Origin of the sequence: Nocardia pseudobrasiliensis NBRC 108224, assembly GCF_001613105.1 — a bacterium.
GTDB lineage: Bacteria > Actinomycetota > Actinomycetes > Mycobacteriales > Mycobacteriaceae > Nocardia > Nocardia pseudobrasiliensis.
This window is the reverse complement of record NZ_BDBS01000042.1, coordinates 18,131-32,744: the sequence shown is the minus strand read 5'-3', so window position 1 is coordinate 32,744 and position 14,614 is coordinate 18,131. Positions and strand designations below refer to the sequence as shown.

18 protein-coding genes are annotated in these 14,614 nt (G+C 67.9%); 12 read left to right on the top strand and 6 right to left on the bottom strand.

The window, feature by feature from the left end; all coding sequences use genetic code 11:
• The first annotated feature begins 322 nt into the window (after positions 1-322).
• A complete protein-coding gene (locus NP4_RS29900; protein ID WP_068005122.1) occupies positions 323-643 on the top strand; it encodes an ArsR/SmtB family transcription factor in 321 nt (106 codons plus the stop codon).
• A 6-nt stretch (positions 644-649) separates the two neighbouring features.
• On the opposite strand, the gene NP4_RS29895 is transcribed toward NP4_RS29900, so the two are convergent.
• Positions 650-1,636 (bottom strand): glycosyltransferase family 9 protein, encoded by a 987-nt coding sequence (locus tag NP4_RS29895; RefSeq protein WP_068005120.1) that lies wholly within the window; start codon positions 1,634-1,636, stop codon positions 650-652.
• A 193-nt stretch (positions 1,637-1,829) separates the two neighbouring features.
• On the opposite strand from NP4_RS29895, the gene NP4_RS29890 reads away from it, so the two are divergent.
• Together NP4_RS29890 and NP4_RS29885 are read left to right on the top strand one after the other, a co-directional pair.
• Positions 1,830-2,123 (top strand): hypothetical protein, encoded by a 294-nt coding sequence (locus NP4_RS29890; protein ID WP_068005117.1) that lies wholly within the window; start codon positions 1,830-1,832, stop codon positions 2,121-2,123.
• Positions 2,124-2,179: 56 nt separating this feature from the next.
• Entirely contained in the window at positions 2,180-2,989 is an 810-nt protein-coding gene (locus NP4_RS29885) for a hypothetical protein (protein WP_147287894.1), read from the top strand.
• A 5-nt stretch (positions 2,990-2,994) separates the two neighbouring features.
• Here the strand turns inward: NP4_RS29885 and NP4_RS29880 are convergent, their stop codons facing one another.
• On the bottom strand, positions 2,995-3,417 hold the full coding sequence (locus NP4_RS29880) for a VOC family protein (RefSeq protein ID WP_068005114.1): 423 nt from the start codon (positions 3,415-3,417) through the stop codon (positions 2,995-2,997).
• 35 nt (positions 3,418-3,452) lie between these two features.
• Here NP4_RS29880 and NP4_RS29875 point away from each other — a divergent pair, with 35 nt between their 5' ends.
• On the top strand, positions 3,453-3,803 hold the full coding sequence (locus NP4_RS29875; RefSeq protein WP_068005112.1) for a VOC family protein: 351 nt from the start codon (positions 3,453-3,455) through the stop codon (positions 3,801-3,803).
• On the opposite strand, the gene NP4_RS29870 is transcribed toward NP4_RS29875, so the two are convergent.
• A complete protein-coding gene (locus NP4_RS29870) occupies positions 3,793-4,257 on the bottom strand; it encodes a YdeI/OmpD-associated family protein (RefSeq protein ID WP_245997398.1) in 465 nt (154 codons plus the stop codon). The genes NP4_RS29875 and NP4_RS29870 overlap by 11 nt on opposite strands.
• Positions 4,258-4,352: 95 nt before the next feature.
• Here NP4_RS29870 and phoU point away from each other — a divergent pair, with 95 nt between their 5' ends.
• Together phoU and NP4_RS29860 are read left to right on the top strand one after the other, a co-directional pair.
• Positions 4,353-5,018 carry a phosphate signaling complex protein PhoU gene (gene phoU / locus NP4_RS29865; RefSeq protein WP_068005107.1) on the top strand — a complete coding sequence of 222 codons (666 nt, stop codon included), beginning with the start codon at positions 4,353-4,355 and terminating at the stop codon, positions 5,016-5,018.
• Positions 5,019-5,075: 57 nt separating this feature from the next.
• The gene (locus NP4_RS29860) at positions 5,076-5,402 is read left to right on the top strand and encodes a plasmid stabilization protein (RefSeq protein ID WP_068005105.1); all 327 of its coding nucleotides are present in this window, start codon (positions 5,076-5,078) and stop codon (positions 5,400-5,402) included.
• On the opposite strand, the gene NP4_RS29855 is transcribed toward NP4_RS29860, so the two are convergent.
• Positions 5,399-7,372: an aconitate hydratase gene (locus NP4_RS29855; RefSeq protein WP_068005103.1), complete on the bottom strand. Its 1,974-nt coding sequence runs from the start codon at positions 7,370-7,372 to the stop codon at positions 5,399-5,401. The two genes, NP4_RS29860 and NP4_RS29855, sit on opposite strands and share 4 nt — an antisense overlap.
• Before the next feature lie 112 nt (positions 7,373-7,484).
• Between NP4_RS29855 and NP4_RS29850 the strand changes: the two genes are divergently transcribed.
• Positions 7,485-8,840 (top strand): acyltransferase family protein, encoded by a 1,356-nt coding sequence (locus tag NP4_RS29850; protein WP_068005102.1) that lies wholly within the window; start codon positions 7,485-7,487, stop codon positions 8,838-8,840.
• On the opposite strand, the gene NP4_RS29845 is transcribed toward NP4_RS29850, so the two are convergent.
• Positions 8,778-9,623, bottom strand: a complete 846-nt coding sequence (locus NP4_RS29845; protein ID WP_068005099.1) for a hypothetical protein — start codon at positions 9,621-9,623, stop codon at positions 8,778-8,780. The genes NP4_RS29850 and NP4_RS29845 overlap by 63 nt on opposite strands.
• 307 nt (positions 9,624-9,930) lie before the next feature.
• On the opposite strand from NP4_RS29845, the gene NP4_RS29840 reads away from it, so the two are divergent.
• The 4 genes from NP4_RS29840 (at position 9,931) to NP4_RS29820 (ending at position 13,023) form a co-directional block, all read left to right on the top strand.
• Positions 9,931-10,398: a CAP domain-containing protein gene (locus tag NP4_RS29840; RefSeq protein ID WP_169813823.1), complete on the top strand. Its 468-nt coding sequence runs from the start codon at positions 9,931-9,933 to the stop codon at positions 10,396-10,398.
• Between the two features lie 244 nt (positions 10,399-10,642).
• Positions 10,643-12,118, top strand: coding sequence for an MFS transporter (locus tag NP4_RS29830; RefSeq protein ID WP_245997394.1), 1,476 nt, complete (start codon positions 10,643-10,645; stop codon positions 12,116-12,118).
• A 51-nt stretch (positions 12,119-12,169) separates the two neighbouring features.
• A complete protein-coding gene (locus NP4_RS29825; protein WP_068005091.1) occupies positions 12,170-12,601 on the top strand; it encodes a PPOX class F420-dependent oxidoreductase in 432 nt (143 codons plus the stop codon).
• Positions 12,602-12,615: 14 nt separating this feature from the next.
• Complete coding sequence (locus NP4_RS29820) at positions 12,616-13,023, top strand: hypothetical protein (protein WP_068005088.1); 408 nt, start codon at positions 12,616-12,618, stop codon at positions 13,021-13,023.
• A gap of 50 nt (positions 13,024-13,073) precedes the next feature.
• On the opposite strand, the gene NP4_RS29815 is transcribed toward NP4_RS29820, so the two are convergent.
• Positions 13,074-13,496, bottom strand: coding sequence for a hypothetical protein (locus NP4_RS29815; protein ID WP_068005086.1), 423 nt, complete (start codon positions 13,494-13,496; stop codon positions 13,074-13,076).
• A 266-nt stretch (positions 13,497-13,762) separates the two neighbouring features.
• Here NP4_RS29815 and NP4_RS29810 point away from each other — a divergent pair, with 266 nt between their 5' ends.
• Positions 13,763-14,584 (top strand): alpha/beta hydrolase, encoded by an 822-nt coding sequence (locus tag NP4_RS29810; RefSeq protein WP_068005083.1) that lies wholly within the window; start codon positions 13,763-13,765, stop codon positions 14,582-14,584.
• The last annotated feature ends 30 nt before the right edge of the window (positions 14,585-14,614 follow it).

Sequence of the window (14,614 nt, the reverse complement as noted above, 5' to 3'; positions counted from 1 at the left end):
CCAGGCTGGGCGCCGAACCTGCGCCGTGGCGATCGGCCGCGCCGAGGGTGCCGATCGAGGCGCCGACGACCGCGGTGATCGCCACGACCTGCGCGGCGCGCCGGGCCCGCCGCGAAGATAACGAAACGGTCACGGGCATGGATGGCAACCTACGACAGCCGCACGGGCGGTCCGTAATCCTGTCGTGACCGTCACAGGGCCCGCCGGACTCGTCCGAATGGCCCTGTTCAGGAACTACATGCAGGTAATTCGGTGTTCACCGGGCCGAGGGTTGTTCGTAACCCGCTTGACCGTCCGGTCAGCGCAGTCCCACACTATTTAAGTGGCGACTAACGGAGTTCGGGCATTGATCGCCCTCGCCGATCCCACTCGTCGCGCGATCTTCGAGGCTCTGCCACAGACGCCGCGTTCGGTGGGGGAGTTGGCGGCCGCGATCGGCGTGAGCAGTTCGGCGGTATCGCAGCATTTGCGCGTCCTGCGCGAGGCGCGGCTGGTCATGATGCGCCCGGACGGCAATCGCCGTCTGTATTCCCTGGATCCGCGCGGCCTGGCCGATGCCCGCGACTATCTCGAACAGTTCTGGCCCTCGGCGCTGGCCGCCTATTCCGCGGCGCTGTCGCAGGCCGAGGCCGAACAATCCTGAAGCAGCTCAGCCGACGCGCCGGAAGGCCGATCGACGCCGATCGACCGCGGCCCCGGGCCAGTTCCGCTTGCTGAGCTGTTTGTCGACCGCCTCGATCACCTCTTCGCTGCCGATCTCGAGCAGTCCGGGATCGGTGGCGTTGCCGTGATGATCGCCGGTATGTCCGGTCCACAGCACCACATGTCGATTGAGCAGATGCGGCGGTGGTCCGCCGCGACTGGGCGGCGTGGGCCCGAACAGCAGGACCGTGCGGGTGCCGAACGCGGTCGCCAGATGCGCCACGCCGGTGTCCCCGCACACCACCAGGGCCGCCTCGGCCACCGTGGCCGACACCTCGAGCAGGCTCTGCCGCCCGGCCAGCACCTGCTGGGCGGGCAGTCCGGCGCGCGCGGCGATGGTCAGCGCGATCTCGCGTTCGAATTCGTCCCCGGTGAGCACGACCTCGCGCCCCTGCACCAGCAGATGCCGCACGACCGCGGCGAACCGATCGGGCGGCCAGCGCCGCGCGGGCGATCCCGCGCCGATGTGGACCACCACGCAGTCGCGATGGCTCGTGGTGGGCACCGGCGGCACGAGCCCCAGATTGCGCCGGTCCGCGGCGATGCCGCCGGATTCGAGCAGATGACACCAGCGATCGACATCGTGCATATCGTGCTGCCAGTCCGGACCGTCCAGATCCGGGAACGCCGGATTGCGATAGGTGAGAATCCGCGCCGGATTCGTCTTGGCCAGTTCGACGATGCCCTCCGTGCCCCCGCTGTGCAGATTCACCGCCAGCGCGGGTGCGTCCCCGTCCCAGCGCATGTTCTCCGGATCCGAGGTGGGCACCATTTCATCGACCGATGCGATCAGATCAACGATCGGCTCGAGCCTCAGCGGCGCGGCGAGTGCGATGTGATCACGTGGCCTGGCCCGGCGCAGCGCGCGTAAAGCCGGGACGGCGGTGAGTAGGTCACCGAGTCCGCGTGCGCGCAGCACAAGTACAACCGCCACCCTCTACTCCTAGCCTCCACCAAGCGACCCAAAAAATCCCGACCCACTCGGCCCCCGCACGGCGGCACGGACGAAGAGAGCCACTGAACAGGACTACCCGGCACGTCCTGTGGTGAAACCCCGTGTGTGGCGTTCGGCGCGACCGCGGGTAGCCTGACGACGGTCGGGAAGTCGAATTGATCTGGAGGGTCCCATGATTCGTACCGCTGGGTTCGTCGCCGCGGTGGTCGCGGCAGGCGCGTTCGGGGTGCTGGGCGCAGGACCGGCCGCGGCGGCGGCCGGAACGATGAGCATCAACGGCAAGCTCTACGAGAACCCGACGGGCTGCATCGACACCGGCAACTCGTTCCAGACCATCGTCGCCAACAGCACCGACAAGCTCATCGAGGTGCACGCGGGCCGCAACTGCACCGGGCCGGTGGTCGCCAAGGTCGAGGTCAATGGCATGAACGTGATCCCGAACGGCAGCTTGCAGATCGTCGAGTAGCGGATCGACCGCGCGTTTTCACTCGGTGGCGTGACCGACAGGGTGATCCTGGTGGTATGGCACCGAGAAATCTTTCCAGGCAAGGGTATTCGCTCGCCTTGGTGGTGGTGATCGTCGCGGTGGTGGTGGCGCTGGCGGTATGGTTCTGGCCGCGCGGGGACGATCGCTCGCGCGCGGAGGGGACGGGTACGTCGTCGAATCCCGCTCCGGCGTCGTCGGATTCGGCGCCGACCTCGAAGGCGTCGGACGGTGATCCGGCGGCGGCGGAGTTCCCCTATCAGCCGCTGTGGCCGTTCGCCGACGCCGCGGCGGTCAACTCGTGGGAGGTCGCGCACAGTGAGGGCGGGCTGCAGCCCTGGCATCTCGACGCCGGGGTGACCGCGCAGTACTTCGCCCGGTACTACCTCGGCTACGAGAGCATCGACAAGGTCGTGTCCAGCTCGGTTCAGGCCAGGGAGGCCTGGATAGGGGTCGGATTCGATCATCCGGGCGGAACGACCACCGCGGCCGTGGTGCATCTGGCGCGCTTCGGTCCGGAGGTCGATTCGCCGTGGGAGGTCGTCGGCACCCAGGACACCACGCTGAGCGTCACCACTCCAGCCTATGGAGCCGCGGTGAATTCGTCGTTGACCGTGGGCGGGCGCGTCACCGGGGTCGACGAGAATCTGCGCGTCCAGGTGCGCGCCCTGGACCGGCCGCAGCAGCCCGTGGCCGAGGCGCCCGCGATCCCGGCCGGTGGTACGGATACCCCGTGGACGACCACGGTCGAGCTCGGCGCCTGTTCGGGCACGCTCACCGTCGCGGTGGCGACCGGCGGCCACGTCGGGGCGGTGGAGCGGTTCGCGGTGACCGGCGTGCACTGCTGAGCGGATCAGGTTGCGAAGATCTGGGTTTCGTCGGTGAACGCCTTGAACTCCAGGGCGTTACCCGCCGGATCGCGGAAGAACATCGTCCACTGCTCACCGGGCTGCCCCGGGAACCGCAGATACGGCTCGATCACGAATTCCACTCCGGCCGAACGTAACCGCGTGACCAGCGTGTGGAACTCGTCCGGCGGCAACAGCAACCCGTAGTGCGGGATCGGCACCCGGTGCCCGTCGACCTCGCTCATACCCGCCGCGACGACCCCGTCGGACACCAAATGTGTCACCAACTGATGTCCGCGCATATTCCAGTCGATCCAGTGATCGCTGCTGCGGCCCTGCGGGAGTCCGAGGACCCGGCCGTAGAACTCGCGCGCCGCGTCGAGATCGTCGACCGGAACGGCCAGATGTACCGCGGGATGAGGCATCATCGTGAATCCTTCCTCGGCCCGGTTGAATAGAGGCCATGACAGCGGTTTTCAAGGATCTGTGCCTGGATGCGAACGACCATCAGAAGCTGGCGGACTGGTGGTGCGCGGCCCTGGGATACGTGCGCCGCGACACCCTCGACGGTACCGAGCGTGAACCGGCCTGGCCGGTGCCGATCGTGGATCCCGGCGGCAGCGGCCCACTGATCTGGATCAATCCGGTGCCCGAGCCCAAATCCGTGAAAAACCGGATGCACCTGGACATCTGGGGCGTCACCGCGGAACTGGTCGCCACCGGCGCGACCCTCGTACGCGCCCGCGACGAGGAGATCGACTGGGACATTCTGGCCGATCCGGAGGGTAACGAATTCTGCGTGTTCACTCGCTGAGGGCGCGCAGCGCGTCGACCGCGCCCGCGATCCGGCGCGCCCGGGTGTCGGCCCGTTTCGCGCCGGCGACGGCCTCGACCTGTTCGCGGCGGCGACTGAAGGACTGTTTGTCGAACGTGGCCCGCACTCCGGCCGCCGCCAGCGCCGCCGCCAGATCCTCGGGCACCTCCACGGTGCGCTCGGCGGTATCGCGGGCCACCGCCACCACGACCGTATCGCCGGACCCCTTGCCGAGCGCCGCGCGAATATCCTTCAGGACGCCCAGACAGGGACCGTCGCCCATCGACATGATGGTTCCGATGTAGTCGATGCCGTCGAAACTCGCCCGCACCGGAATACGCCCGCCCCCACCGAGATCCGCGATCACCTCCGCGGGAACCCGCACATAGGCCCCGCCGCCCCGGGCCGTCTCGATCCTCGCCTCGAATTGCCGCATGTCCACCGTCCCGTCCACGCGAACTCCCGACGGTGCCGAAGTCTACCGACCGGTTCCGCTCGCGGCGGTCGCGGTGGTCGACCCGGCCGCGCGGCTACGGCAAGATTGATCGCATGCGGGAGACGTACCATCGCAAACTCGCTGCGCTGCTGGGGATTCTGGCGCAGATGGCCGCCGAGGCGGGTGCGGCGATGCGGCAGGCGACCTATGCCCTGACCGATGCGGATCTGTGGGCGGCCGAGGAGACCATCAGCCGCTACGATCACGTGTCCAGTCTGGCCCGCGAGGCCGAGGAGCAGGCGTTCAATCTGCTGGTGCTGCAGGCTCCGGTGGCCGGTGAGCTGCGCACGGTCGTCAGCGCCCTGCAGATCGTCAGCGATCTGGATCGCATGGCCGTGCTGGCCACCCATATCGCCACCGCCGCGCGCCGCCGACATCCGAATCCGGTGGTTCCGCACGAGCTGGTCGGCCATTTCCGGCAGATGGGCGATATCGCGGTCCATCTCGCCGACGCCACCCGCGACGTCCTCGAGACCTGCGATCCCGGGCGCGCCCGCCAGCTCGACGCCGACGACGACGCGATGGACGAGCTGTACGGCAGCCTGTTCGCGGTGCTCATGAACCCCGGCTGGCCACACGGCGTGCAGGCCGCGGTCGACATCACGCTGCTGAGCCGCTACTACGAGCGATTCGCCGATCACGCGGTCGCCATCGGCGCGCGCGTGGTGTTCCTGGCGACCGGCGATCTGGTCAGCGAGGCCGATTTCCATGCGTCCTGAGGTTGCCGAGGTTTCGCCCGCCGCGTCCGGGTACTCGCGCGAAAAAGGAGGTGTGCCATGCCGAAGGAATGGACCGATAAACAGGAACGCCAGTACGAGCACATCAAGGATTCGGCCGAGGACCGTGGGACGAGCGCCCGCCGGGCCAAGGAGATCGCGGCCCGCACGGTGAACAAGAACCGCGCACAGGCCGGGCAGACCAAGACCGCCAGCCGCAGCTCGGTCAACGATATGTCTCCCCAGCGTCGCGGCGGCCTGCGTTCGGGTAAGGGCGGTTCGAAGGGCCCGACCCGTGATCAGCTCTACAACGAGGCCCGGCAGCGCAATGTCAAGGGCCGCTCCAAGATGACCAAATCCCAGCTGGCCCGCGCGCTGGGCCGCTAAGCCCGCTCGTTCTGCTCCTTCTCGTCCTGCGCCAGCCGCCGAATCCGGCCGCCGGCCAGGACGTCTCGGACCTGACGCGGGGAAAGCCGGTGGCGGACAAGGAATGAGCTGTTCTTGGTGACATTGTCCACCCGCAGCGTGTCCTTGTCCGCCAGGCTGGCGCGCAGCTGGGTCAGCCGCAGGACGTCGCCTTGGTCAACGGTGTCGTAGTCGTCCGGATCGTCGAATTCGACCGCGAGCACACCGTAATTGGCCAGATTCTGCCAGTGGATGCGCGCGAAGGATTTGGCGATGACCACCCGCAGGCCGAGATAGCGCGGCGCGATGGCCGCGTGCTCGCGGGAGGAACCCTGACCGTAGTTCGCACCCGCGACGATGATGTGACCGGACTGCGCCGCCTCTCGCGCGCGCTGCGGATAGGTCTCGCCGAGGCGGGTGAAACTGAACATCGCCAGCTTCGGGATATTGGACCGGTACGGCAGTGCGCGCGCTCCGGCGGGGGAGATCTCGTCGGTGGACACATCGTCGCCCACCCGCAGCAGCACCGGCGCCTCCACCTGGTCCGGGAGTTCCTCGGTCTCGGGCAGGCTCGAGATATTGGGCCCCTTCACAGGCTTGACCCGTCGCGCCTGCTCGGGTTCCAGCGGCGGTGCCAGCATGGCGGTATTTACCGAATTGTGTTCGGGCAGCGCGAGTTCGGGATATGCGGTACCGGTGTCCCGCGCCCAGTCCCGCGGGTCGGTGATGACACCGGTCAGAGCCGAGGCGGCCGCGGTCTCCGGCGAGCACAGCCAGACCGCATCCTCCTTGGTGCCCGACCTGCCGGGGAAATTGCGCGGCATCGTGCGCAGCGAATTGCGTCCGGTGGCCGGGGCCTGTCCCATGCCGATACAGCCCATACATCCGGCCTGGTGAATTCGCGCCCCGGCGATCACCAGATCGGTGGTCGCGCCCATGATCGTCAGATCGGTGAGAATCTCGCGGGAGGTCGGATTGATGTCGAAGCTGACCTGCGGGACTGTCTGCCGCCCGGCGACCATCGCCGCGGCGATCGCGAAGTCGCGCAGACCCGGATTCGCGCTGGACCCGATGACCACCTGGGCGATCTCGGTTCCGGCGACCTCGCGCACCGGCACCACATTGCCCGGTGAGGACGGTTTCGCGATGAGCGGCTCGATCGTCGACAGGTCGATGGTGTCCTCGACGTCGTAACGAGCGTCGGGGTCGGCGGTCAGCTCGATCCAATCCTCCTCGCGCCCTTCGGCGCGCAGGAAGTCCCGCACGGCCTCGTCGCTGGGGAATACCGTGCTGGTAGCGCCGAGTTCGGCGCCCATATTGGCGATCACATGCCGATCCATCGCGGTCAGACCCGCCAGACCGGGGCCGTGATATTCGATGACCCGATTCACCCCACCCTTGACCCCGTGCCGCCGCAACATCTCCAGGATCACATCCTTGGCCGAACACCACTGCGGTAGTTCGCCTTCCAGTCGTACGCCCCAGACCTCGGGCATCCGCAGATACAGCGGCCGACCCGAAATCGCCAGCGCCACTTCGAGTCCGCCCACCCCGATCGCCAGCATGCCCAGCGAACCCGCCGCGGGCGTATGCGAATCGGAGCCGACCATGGTCGCCCCCGGCACCCCGAAACGCTGCATATGCGTCGGATGCGACACCCCGTTGCCGGGTTTGGAGAACCACAGCCCGAAGCGTTGCGCGGCGGTGCGCAGATATTCGTGGTCCTCGGCATTGCGCTCATCGGTTTGCAGCAGATTGTGGTCCACGTACTGCACGCTCACCCGGGTCTGCGCCCGATCCAGCTCGAGCGCCTCGAGCTCCTGCATCACCAGTGTGCCGGTTGCGTCCTGGGTGAGGGTCTGATCGATGCGCAGGGCGATCTCCGCACCCGGTGTCATATCGCCGGATACCAGGTGCGAGCCGATCAATTTGTGGGTCAAGGTCGACGGCATGCGCGGCTCCTTCCCGACGGGCCCCCGATAGGGGCCTACCCACCCGGATCGCGATCATGCCCCGTGATCGGGCGTTCACCCGGCATTCAGGCCCATCGGGTAAATCACGAGGGTGACCGTAGCGGCGGGCGGCTGGACACACCGGAACTGGACCATCGACCTCGCCCGCGCGTTCGCGATCACGGTGGTCGTTGTCGTGCACTGGATCTCGGTGCGAATCACCGTCACCGACCATGCCGTGCGCGGCGATCCGAGTCTGCACGGTAAGCCGATCTGGGCCCTGAGCTGGGTGTTGCAGGTGATGCCGCTGTTCTTCGTCGCGGGTGGTCTGGCCAATACCCGCATCGTGGATCGGTGGCGGCAGCGGGGGACCGGCTATGCGGCCTATCTCGGGCCTCGGGTGCGGCGACTGGTCGCTCCCATGATCCCGCTGCTGACCGTGCTCACCTCGGTGGTGGTGCTGCTGCGGCTGCATTCGGCGACGACGGCGAAAACCGCGGCGTATGTGCTGGTGAGTCCGCTGTGGTTTCTCGCGGTATATCTGGTCGCGGTGATCGTCGCGCCATGGGCGGTGTGGGCGCACGATCGAGCGGTGTGGGTGCTGCCGGTGCTGCTGCTGGGAGTCGCGGCGACGCTCGACGGATTGAAATACTCCGGCATTGCCGATGTGGCGCAGTGGAATCTGCTGTTCGTGTGGCTGTTCTGCCATCAGCTCGGCGTGCTGTACAGCCGAGAGACGCTGGCGCGGATACCCGATGCCGGTCTGGTCGCGATCGCGGTCCTCGGCGTCGCCGTCCTACTGGCGATGGTGTTCGCGGGCCCCTATCCGCCGACCATGTACGGGCTGGGCGACGCACCGGTCTCCAATCTGTATCCGCCCACCACGGCCATGGCGGTCCTCGCGATGATCCAGGTGGCGTTGCTGGTCGGGGTGGATCGGCGGGTGGCGGGCCGGGAGCCGTCGCGCCGAGTTCGCGGTATCGCCGGATTCGTGATCGCCCATCTGATGACGATCTACCTCTGGCATATTCCGATCATCGCGTTCGTTACCGGCGCGGCCGTGCTGGCTCCGGATCTGTTGCTGCCGAGCGATCCCGGCACGTGGTGGCTGATGCGGCCGCTGTGGCTCCTCGGCTGCGGCGTCGTACTGGTCGGGGCCGTCCGGGCGCTGGGACGCTGGGATGCGTTCTGCGCCGGATACGCGGCCCGCGCGACTCCGGCGGCGACCGTCGCCGGTGCGCTGGTCGCCACCGCGAGCATCTACGTCATCTGGTGGCAACGCCTTTCTCCCACAATCGAATCCGGATTGGCGATCGTCGGGATATTCGCGGCCGGAGCGCTGCTGTCCACGACGCGGCGGCCGGGGCGAAGCGACGCCGAGGCGACGCCGCTTCGCCCGACACCGTCACGCCGATCCCGCCGCCGCGGCGCTGAGCGGAGCGAGCAGCGCGCTGCCGGTTCCGGCTAACGAGCTGCCGGTTCCGGTGAGGGAACTTCCGGCGTCCAGGGCGGAGCTGCCGGATTCCAGGGTGCTCGCCAGTGACGCGCCCGCCTTCAGCGCGGCGCCGAGGTCGGCCAACAGGGTGTTGAGATCTATTGCCCCGGCGGGGGTTTTGGCGGTCGCGTTCATCGCGTTCGACGCGGGTGCGGCGGCGCCCGCGCAGTCGGATCCGTCGGTGCTCGCATCGTCGGCAGCGGGCGTGGCCGCCGCGCTGCCGGAGCTCAACTGCTGGGCCAGCGTCGCACCGGCGTTCAGGGCCGCGCCGATCCCGCTCAGCAGCGAGCCGAGATCGGCTGGCGCGGGCCGACTCTGGGCGACGGTGTCCTCCCGGTGCTGCGGGCGGTGCTGGGCACGGGTGTTGGTGCGGGCGGCGCGCGTGGGCGGCGCGGTGTCCTGCGGGGCCGGATCGAAAGCGAGCGGAAGGCCCGGTCGACTCTCCTGTTTCTGCTCGGCCGCCGGTTCCGGCTGGTCGGTGGGTATTTGCAGAGTGGGCAGCGATTGCCCTGCGTGCCTGGGGGTTCGGGAGTAGTCGGGTGCGGCCGACGGCTCCGGATCGGCGGTCGGGACCTCTGTGGTCAGCGCCCGGTCGGGAGCGTTCAGATCGGTCCAGGTGGCCGTCAGGGCCGTGGCCTGATTCGAGGGGGCGGGGCCGTGCTGGGTGGAGAGTCCCGCGGTGATCAGCGCGCCCATCGAGAGCACGGCGAATCGCATCGAGTAGAAGGGGTTCTGTTTTGCCTGGTGCTTGCCCATCAGTTGTATTCCTTCGTCAGGGATGGAGAGCAGTCGGATCGAGCGTTCGCACGTCGGCGCCGGCGTCCTGAGGTGCGAGTTATTTCCGGATGCGGCACATCGTAACGGTCGGCTCACCTTTCCGTCGCCATTTGCGGCTCAATCGCCACGAGTCTCGTCTCCCATAAAACCGCCCGCTGAGTACGTTTTCGTGATCGTAGCGAGATCTTGCTGCTCGTTTGTTGCGGTGCTACCGTTATCCAACCGTGATGCCAATCCGTAAGGGGGATTTATGCATTCAACTCCGGTGATTAAAAGGTCGTTGTCGATGGGTGTCGGATTAGCGGCATTCGTCGCGTGTTTCACCGTTTGGGCGCCTGCGGCCCCGGGAGCCCCCGGGTCCGCGACCGATCAGGTGATCGGCCTGACCAATGCCCAGCGCGCGAAGGCGGGCTGTCCCGCTCTGCGCGCCGACACCCGTCTGACCCGTGCCGCCCAGGCGCATTCGAGTGATATGGCTGCTCGCGGCGTCCTCAGCCACAACTCCTCCGCGGGCGATCCGGGCGCTCGCATCCGGGCGGTCGGATACTCCGCGCGTGGTTGGGCGGAGAACATCGCCTCGGGACAGCGCGGCCCGTCCGAAGTGGTCGATGCCTGGATGCGCAGCCCGGGCCATCGCGCCAATATCCTCAATTGCGGTCTGCGCGATATCGGCGTCGGTCTGGCCCAGGGCCGTAACGGCACCCCCTATTGGACCCAGGACTTCGGCATATCGAACCCGAGCCGCGCCAGCTGATATTGTTTCGTAATGTCCGGTCGGATTGGTTTCCGGGCCGCAGAGTATCCGATTGCTGTCGCTCCGATTCCGGATACTCGGAAACCATCCGACGCACTATTTTCCGATTACGCGGCGCGATAACCACACCGCTGCGGCCCGAATTGTCCGGCCGCGATTCGCGCTCGCGCGCCGGTGATTTCGGCGCGGGCAGGCAGTCGCTCCCCGCGGAGGCGATATCCATCGATCGGTAGTGTCGGATCTCGTGATCGCTACTGCGCAGACAGGGACCGATCGGGTCTGGGGACCGCCGATCTTCGTCCTGGGCGGGCTGCAACTGCTGACCGTGCTCGACGGGACCGTCGTCGCCCTCGCGCTGCCTCGGATCCGCGAGGCGCTCGGGCTGTCGGAGGCGAGCGGGAACTGGATCATCACCGCCTACGTGCTGGCCTTCGGGGGTCTGATGCTGCTGGGCGGGCGGCTCGGTGACGCGTTCGGGCGCAAGCGGGTGTTCGTGGCGGGCGTGGCGGCCTTCACGCTCACCTCGCTGCTGTGCGGGTTCGCCTGGGATCCGGTCAGTTTGATCGTCGGGCGGGCGCTGCAGGGGATGGCGGCCGCGGTGGCGGCGCCGACCTCGATGGCATTGGTCGCCACGACGTATTCGCCCGGTAAGGCGCGCAGCCAAGCCTTCGCGATCTACGCGGCGCTGACCGGCATCGGCTCGGTGGCCGGACTCATCGCGGGTGGGGTGCTCACCGAAATGTCCTGGCGGCTGGTCTTTCTGGTGAACGTGCCGATCGGCGTCCTCGTCACCGCGGGGGCCGTGCTGTGTCTTCGTGAATCCGAGGGCCCGCGCGCCGAACTCGATATCACCGGGGCCGTACTGGCCACGGCCGGAGTGACGCTGCTGGTCTTCGCGGTGAACGAGGGACCGGCGGGCTGGGCGCGGCCGGTCGTGATCGTGCCCGCGATCGCGGCGACGGTCGCGCTGTGCGCCTTCGTACTGGTCGAGCGGCGGGCCGCCAATCCGCTGCTGCCGTTCGCGCTGTTCAGCGAACCGAGCCGGGTCGCGGCCCTGATCGCCATCGTGCTCGCCGGGGCGGTGATCATGTGCCTGGCGGTATTCATTTCGCTGTATCTGCAAGGCGTGCTGGGATATTCGCCGCTGCGCAGCGGGTTGTCGGTGGTTCCCTTCGCGGTCGGATTCGGCATCGCGGCGGCGGTGTCGTCGCGGCTGGCGTTGCGGATCGCCCCGCGCTGGCTGGTCGTCGCGGGCGGGGCGGTTATCGTTGTGAGCTGCCTGTACGCCGCCGAGGTCACCACCGGTGACCCAAGCTATCTGCCGGATATCGCGGTGCCGGTGCTGGCCGTGGGATTCGGTATCGGATTCGCCGTCGTCCCGCTCACCCTATCGATCGTGGCGGGCGTGCGCGCCGCGGAGATCGGCCCGCTGACCGCGCTGGCGCAGGTGGCCCAAAACCTCGGCGGCGCGGCAGGTCTGGTCGGGGTCGGCGCGGCCGTGGCCGCGCGGACCACGGCCCGCGGCGGTATCACCGGCCCCGCGCCCGACCTGTCCGCGACGCAGTTGCACGCCCTCGCCGAGGGCTACGGCCTGGCCTTCGTCTGCTGCGCGGCGATCGCGATCGCCGCCGGGCTGGTCGTGCTGTCCATGCGCTTCACCCCGGCCGAGGTGGCCGAGGGCCAGCTCGCCGAACAGTCCGCCCGCGCCGAACTCGCCTGACGACCGCGTGCCGGTGGGAAACGTGCTGGACGGCTGAGTAGCGTATCGATCATGAAGGTGATGACCGAACAGCAATGGCGGGCCTTCATCTCCGAAGGCCAGCGCTTTGGGAAATTGGCGACCGTGCGCGCGAACGGACGACCGCATATCGCGCCGCTGTGGTTCGTGGCCGATGGTGACGACATCGTGTTCACCACCGGAGCCGAGACGGTCAAGGGCCGAAATCTCACCCGCTCCGGCCACGCCGCGCTGCTCGTGCACGACGACCGAACGCCCTACCGGTACGTCTCGATCGAGGGCCCGGTCACGATCAGCGACGATCGCGACGAGGCCGTGCGCTGGGCCGTGGCCATCGCCCGGCGCTATGTGGGCGATGCGAAGGCCGAGCAGGTCGGCTCCGACAATGTCCTGGTCAACAATGAGGTCGCGGTGCGCCTGACCGGTGCGAAGGTGACCGCCCTCGACGAACTCGACGAACTGTAGGAGGTGCACCGGATATGACCGAAGAGGACGACACCCTCATCGACGAGATCCGAATCCTGCACAACGATCTGGCCCGCTGGCTCGGCGAACCCGACGCCCACGAATCCCTGGAGAGATTCGGCGCGCAACTGCATCGCGATTTCTCCATGGTCATGCTGCAGGGCGTCATCGTGCCCCGCGACAAACTGCTCGCCGGTTTGGAAAACACGGGCCATTCCATGCCCGGCCTCACCATCGATATCGTCGACATCGATATCCTGCATCGCTCCGCCGATTGCGCGGTCGCCCGCTTCCGCGAAATCCATCACCACCCCGACGGCGCGGCCTCACGCTTCACCACCGCCCTGATCCTGCCCGACCCCGCCGCCCGCAACGGTCTGCGCTGGCACAACGTCCACGAAACCGCCGCCGCACACCAGTGATTCGAACAGCCGGGACCGCGCATCGCCCCGGCTGTCGGTTCACGGGTCGGCTAGGCGCGCACGACCCAGCCGAAGGCGGTGGAACCGCCGCTCAGCGTGCTCCTCTCGGCGGTGAACTCCGCCGCGACCACCTCGGTGGACCCGGCCGTGCACAGCGGCATGCGCAGCGTCTGGGTGAAGCTGCGGTCGGGTACGGTCGAGCCCCAGCTCAATTCGCCCTCGCGGAGTTCGACCCGCAGATCCCGGGCCTCCCAGCTGTGGGTATCGGTGGTGACGCTGACCGTATCGCCCGGAATCCGCACGGTCACCGAATGCAGTTCACCGGCCTCGCCCGTGAGCATTCCGGTATAGGTGGCGTTCTGCCAGTCCGACAGCAGACCGCCGCAGACGGGCGCGGCGGCGGCGTCGGCAGGAACCGCCGCGATGGTGGCAGTGAAAAGCAGTGCGGCACCGAATAATTCGACCTTACGCATAGCGATCCTTTCACTTTCTTACCCCTGAGGCGTCGACCACCCGCCCCCTTGGTTTCGGGATGCTAATCCAGCTCGTGCGGACATATCGGCCCGGAGTCCATTCGGCCTAGGGGTGGTTGCGCCGGTTCGCGGGATCGTGCGAGAGTATCCGAATCAATTGTGGCAGTGAATATTTCGGTGTTCGGCGTGAAATTGCACGGGGCCGATGAATTTTCCGACCGTGCGGAGTCCAATGGGAAGATGACCTCGAACTCTGGGAGTGTGCCATGACCTCGTCCGTACCCGTCACCGCCGCCACGCTCGCCATCCCCGACGGCCGCCTGTACTACGAGCTGCGCGGTAGTGGTCCGCTGCTGGCGCTGGTCGGGTCGCCGATGCATGCCGCGCCCTTCGCGACGGTCGCCGAGGCGCTGGCCACCGATCACACCGTGCTGACCATGGATCCGCGCGGTCACTTCGGCAGTGTGCTCGACGATCCCGAATCCGATTCCACCCCGCAACTGCGCGCCGACGATCTGGCTCGGCTGCTGCGGCACGTCGACGCCGGTCCCGCGGTCGTCTTCGGCTCCTCCGGCGGCGCGATCACCACTCTGGCCCTGCTGCAAGCGGATCCGAATCCGGTCCGCACCGTCATCGCCCACGAACCGCCGCTGGCCGAACTGCTCGACGATCACGATCGCCAGCGCGACGCCCGCGCCGAAATCGTGCGCACCTTCGAATCGGGCGACCGGGTCGGCGCGATCCGCATGTTCCTTCGCTTCGCCGATGTGAGCCTGCCCGAGAACGCCTTCGAGCAGATGGTGACCGGCGACCCGAGCCCGGCCGATCTCGCCAACGACCGCTTCTTCTATCTGCACGAACTGGAGGGCACCGCGGGCTTCCAGCCCGATCTGGCCGCCCTGCGCAAGGTTTCGGAGAAATTGATCATCGGCATCGGCGAAACCTCGACCGGCCAGTTCTGCGACCGTGCGTCCCGCGCCCTGGCCGCCGAGCTGAGCCTCGAACCGGCGCTGTTCCCCGGCGGGCACGCCGGATTCCTCGAACAACCGGCCGCCTTCGCCGACCGCCTGCGCGCGGTTCTCGCCTGACAGCACTGTGCCCGGGTGCGTCGAACGCAC

Excerpts from the sequence above, each read along its gene's own strand:
- NP4_RS29845 (WP_068005099.1), bottom strand. The coding sequence starts at position 9,623 with ATGGGCAAGCACCAGGCAAAACAGAACCCCTTCTACTCGATGCGATTC.
- NP4_RS29855 (WP_068005103.1), bottom strand. The coding sequence starts at position 7,372 with ATGCCGTCGACCTTGACCCACAAATTGATCGGCTCGCACCTGGTATCC.
- NP4_RS29815 (WP_068005086.1), bottom strand. The coding sequence starts at position 13,496 with ATGCGTAAGGTCGAATTATTCGGTGCCGCACTGCTTTTCACTGCCACC.
- NP4_RS29840 (WP_169813823.1), top strand. The coding sequence starts at position 9,931 with ATGGGTGTCGGATTAGCGGCATTCGTCGCGTGTTTCACCGTTTGGGCG.
- NP4_RS29880 (WP_068005114.1), bottom strand. The coding sequence starts at position 3,417 with ATGATGCCTCATCCCGCGGTACATCTGGCCGTTCCGGTCGACGATCTC.
- NP4_RS29810 (WP_068005083.1), top strand. The coding sequence starts at position 13,763 with ATGACCTCGTCCGTACCCGTCACCGCCGCCACGCTCGCCATCCCCGAC.
- NP4_RS29825 (WP_068005091.1), top strand. The coding sequence starts at position 12,170 with ATGAAGGTGATGACCGAACAGCAATGGCGGGCCTTCATCTCCGAAGGC.
- NP4_RS29890 (WP_068005117.1), top strand. The coding sequence starts at position 1,830 with ATGATTCGTACCGCTGGGTTCGTCGCCGCGGTGGTCGCGGCAGGCGCG.
- NP4_RS29885 (WP_147287894.1), top strand. The coding sequence starts at position 2,180 with ATGGCACCGAGAAATCTTTCCAGGCAAGGGTATTCGCTCGCCTTGGTG.
- NP4_RS29875 (WP_068005112.1), top strand. The coding sequence starts at position 3,453 with ATGACAGCGGTTTTCAAGGATCTGTGCCTGGATGCGAACGACCATCAG.
- NP4_RS29820 (WP_068005088.1), top strand. The coding sequence starts at position 12,616 with ATGACCGAAGAGGACGACACCCTCATCGACGAGATCCGAATCCTGCAC.
- phoU (WP_068005107.1), top strand. The coding sequence starts at position 4,353 with ATGCGGGAGACGTACCATCGCAAACTCGCTGCGCTGCTGGGGATTCTG.
- NP4_RS29860 (WP_068005105.1), top strand. The coding sequence starts at position 5,076 with ATGCCGAAGGAATGGACCGATAAACAGGAACGCCAGTACGAGCACATC.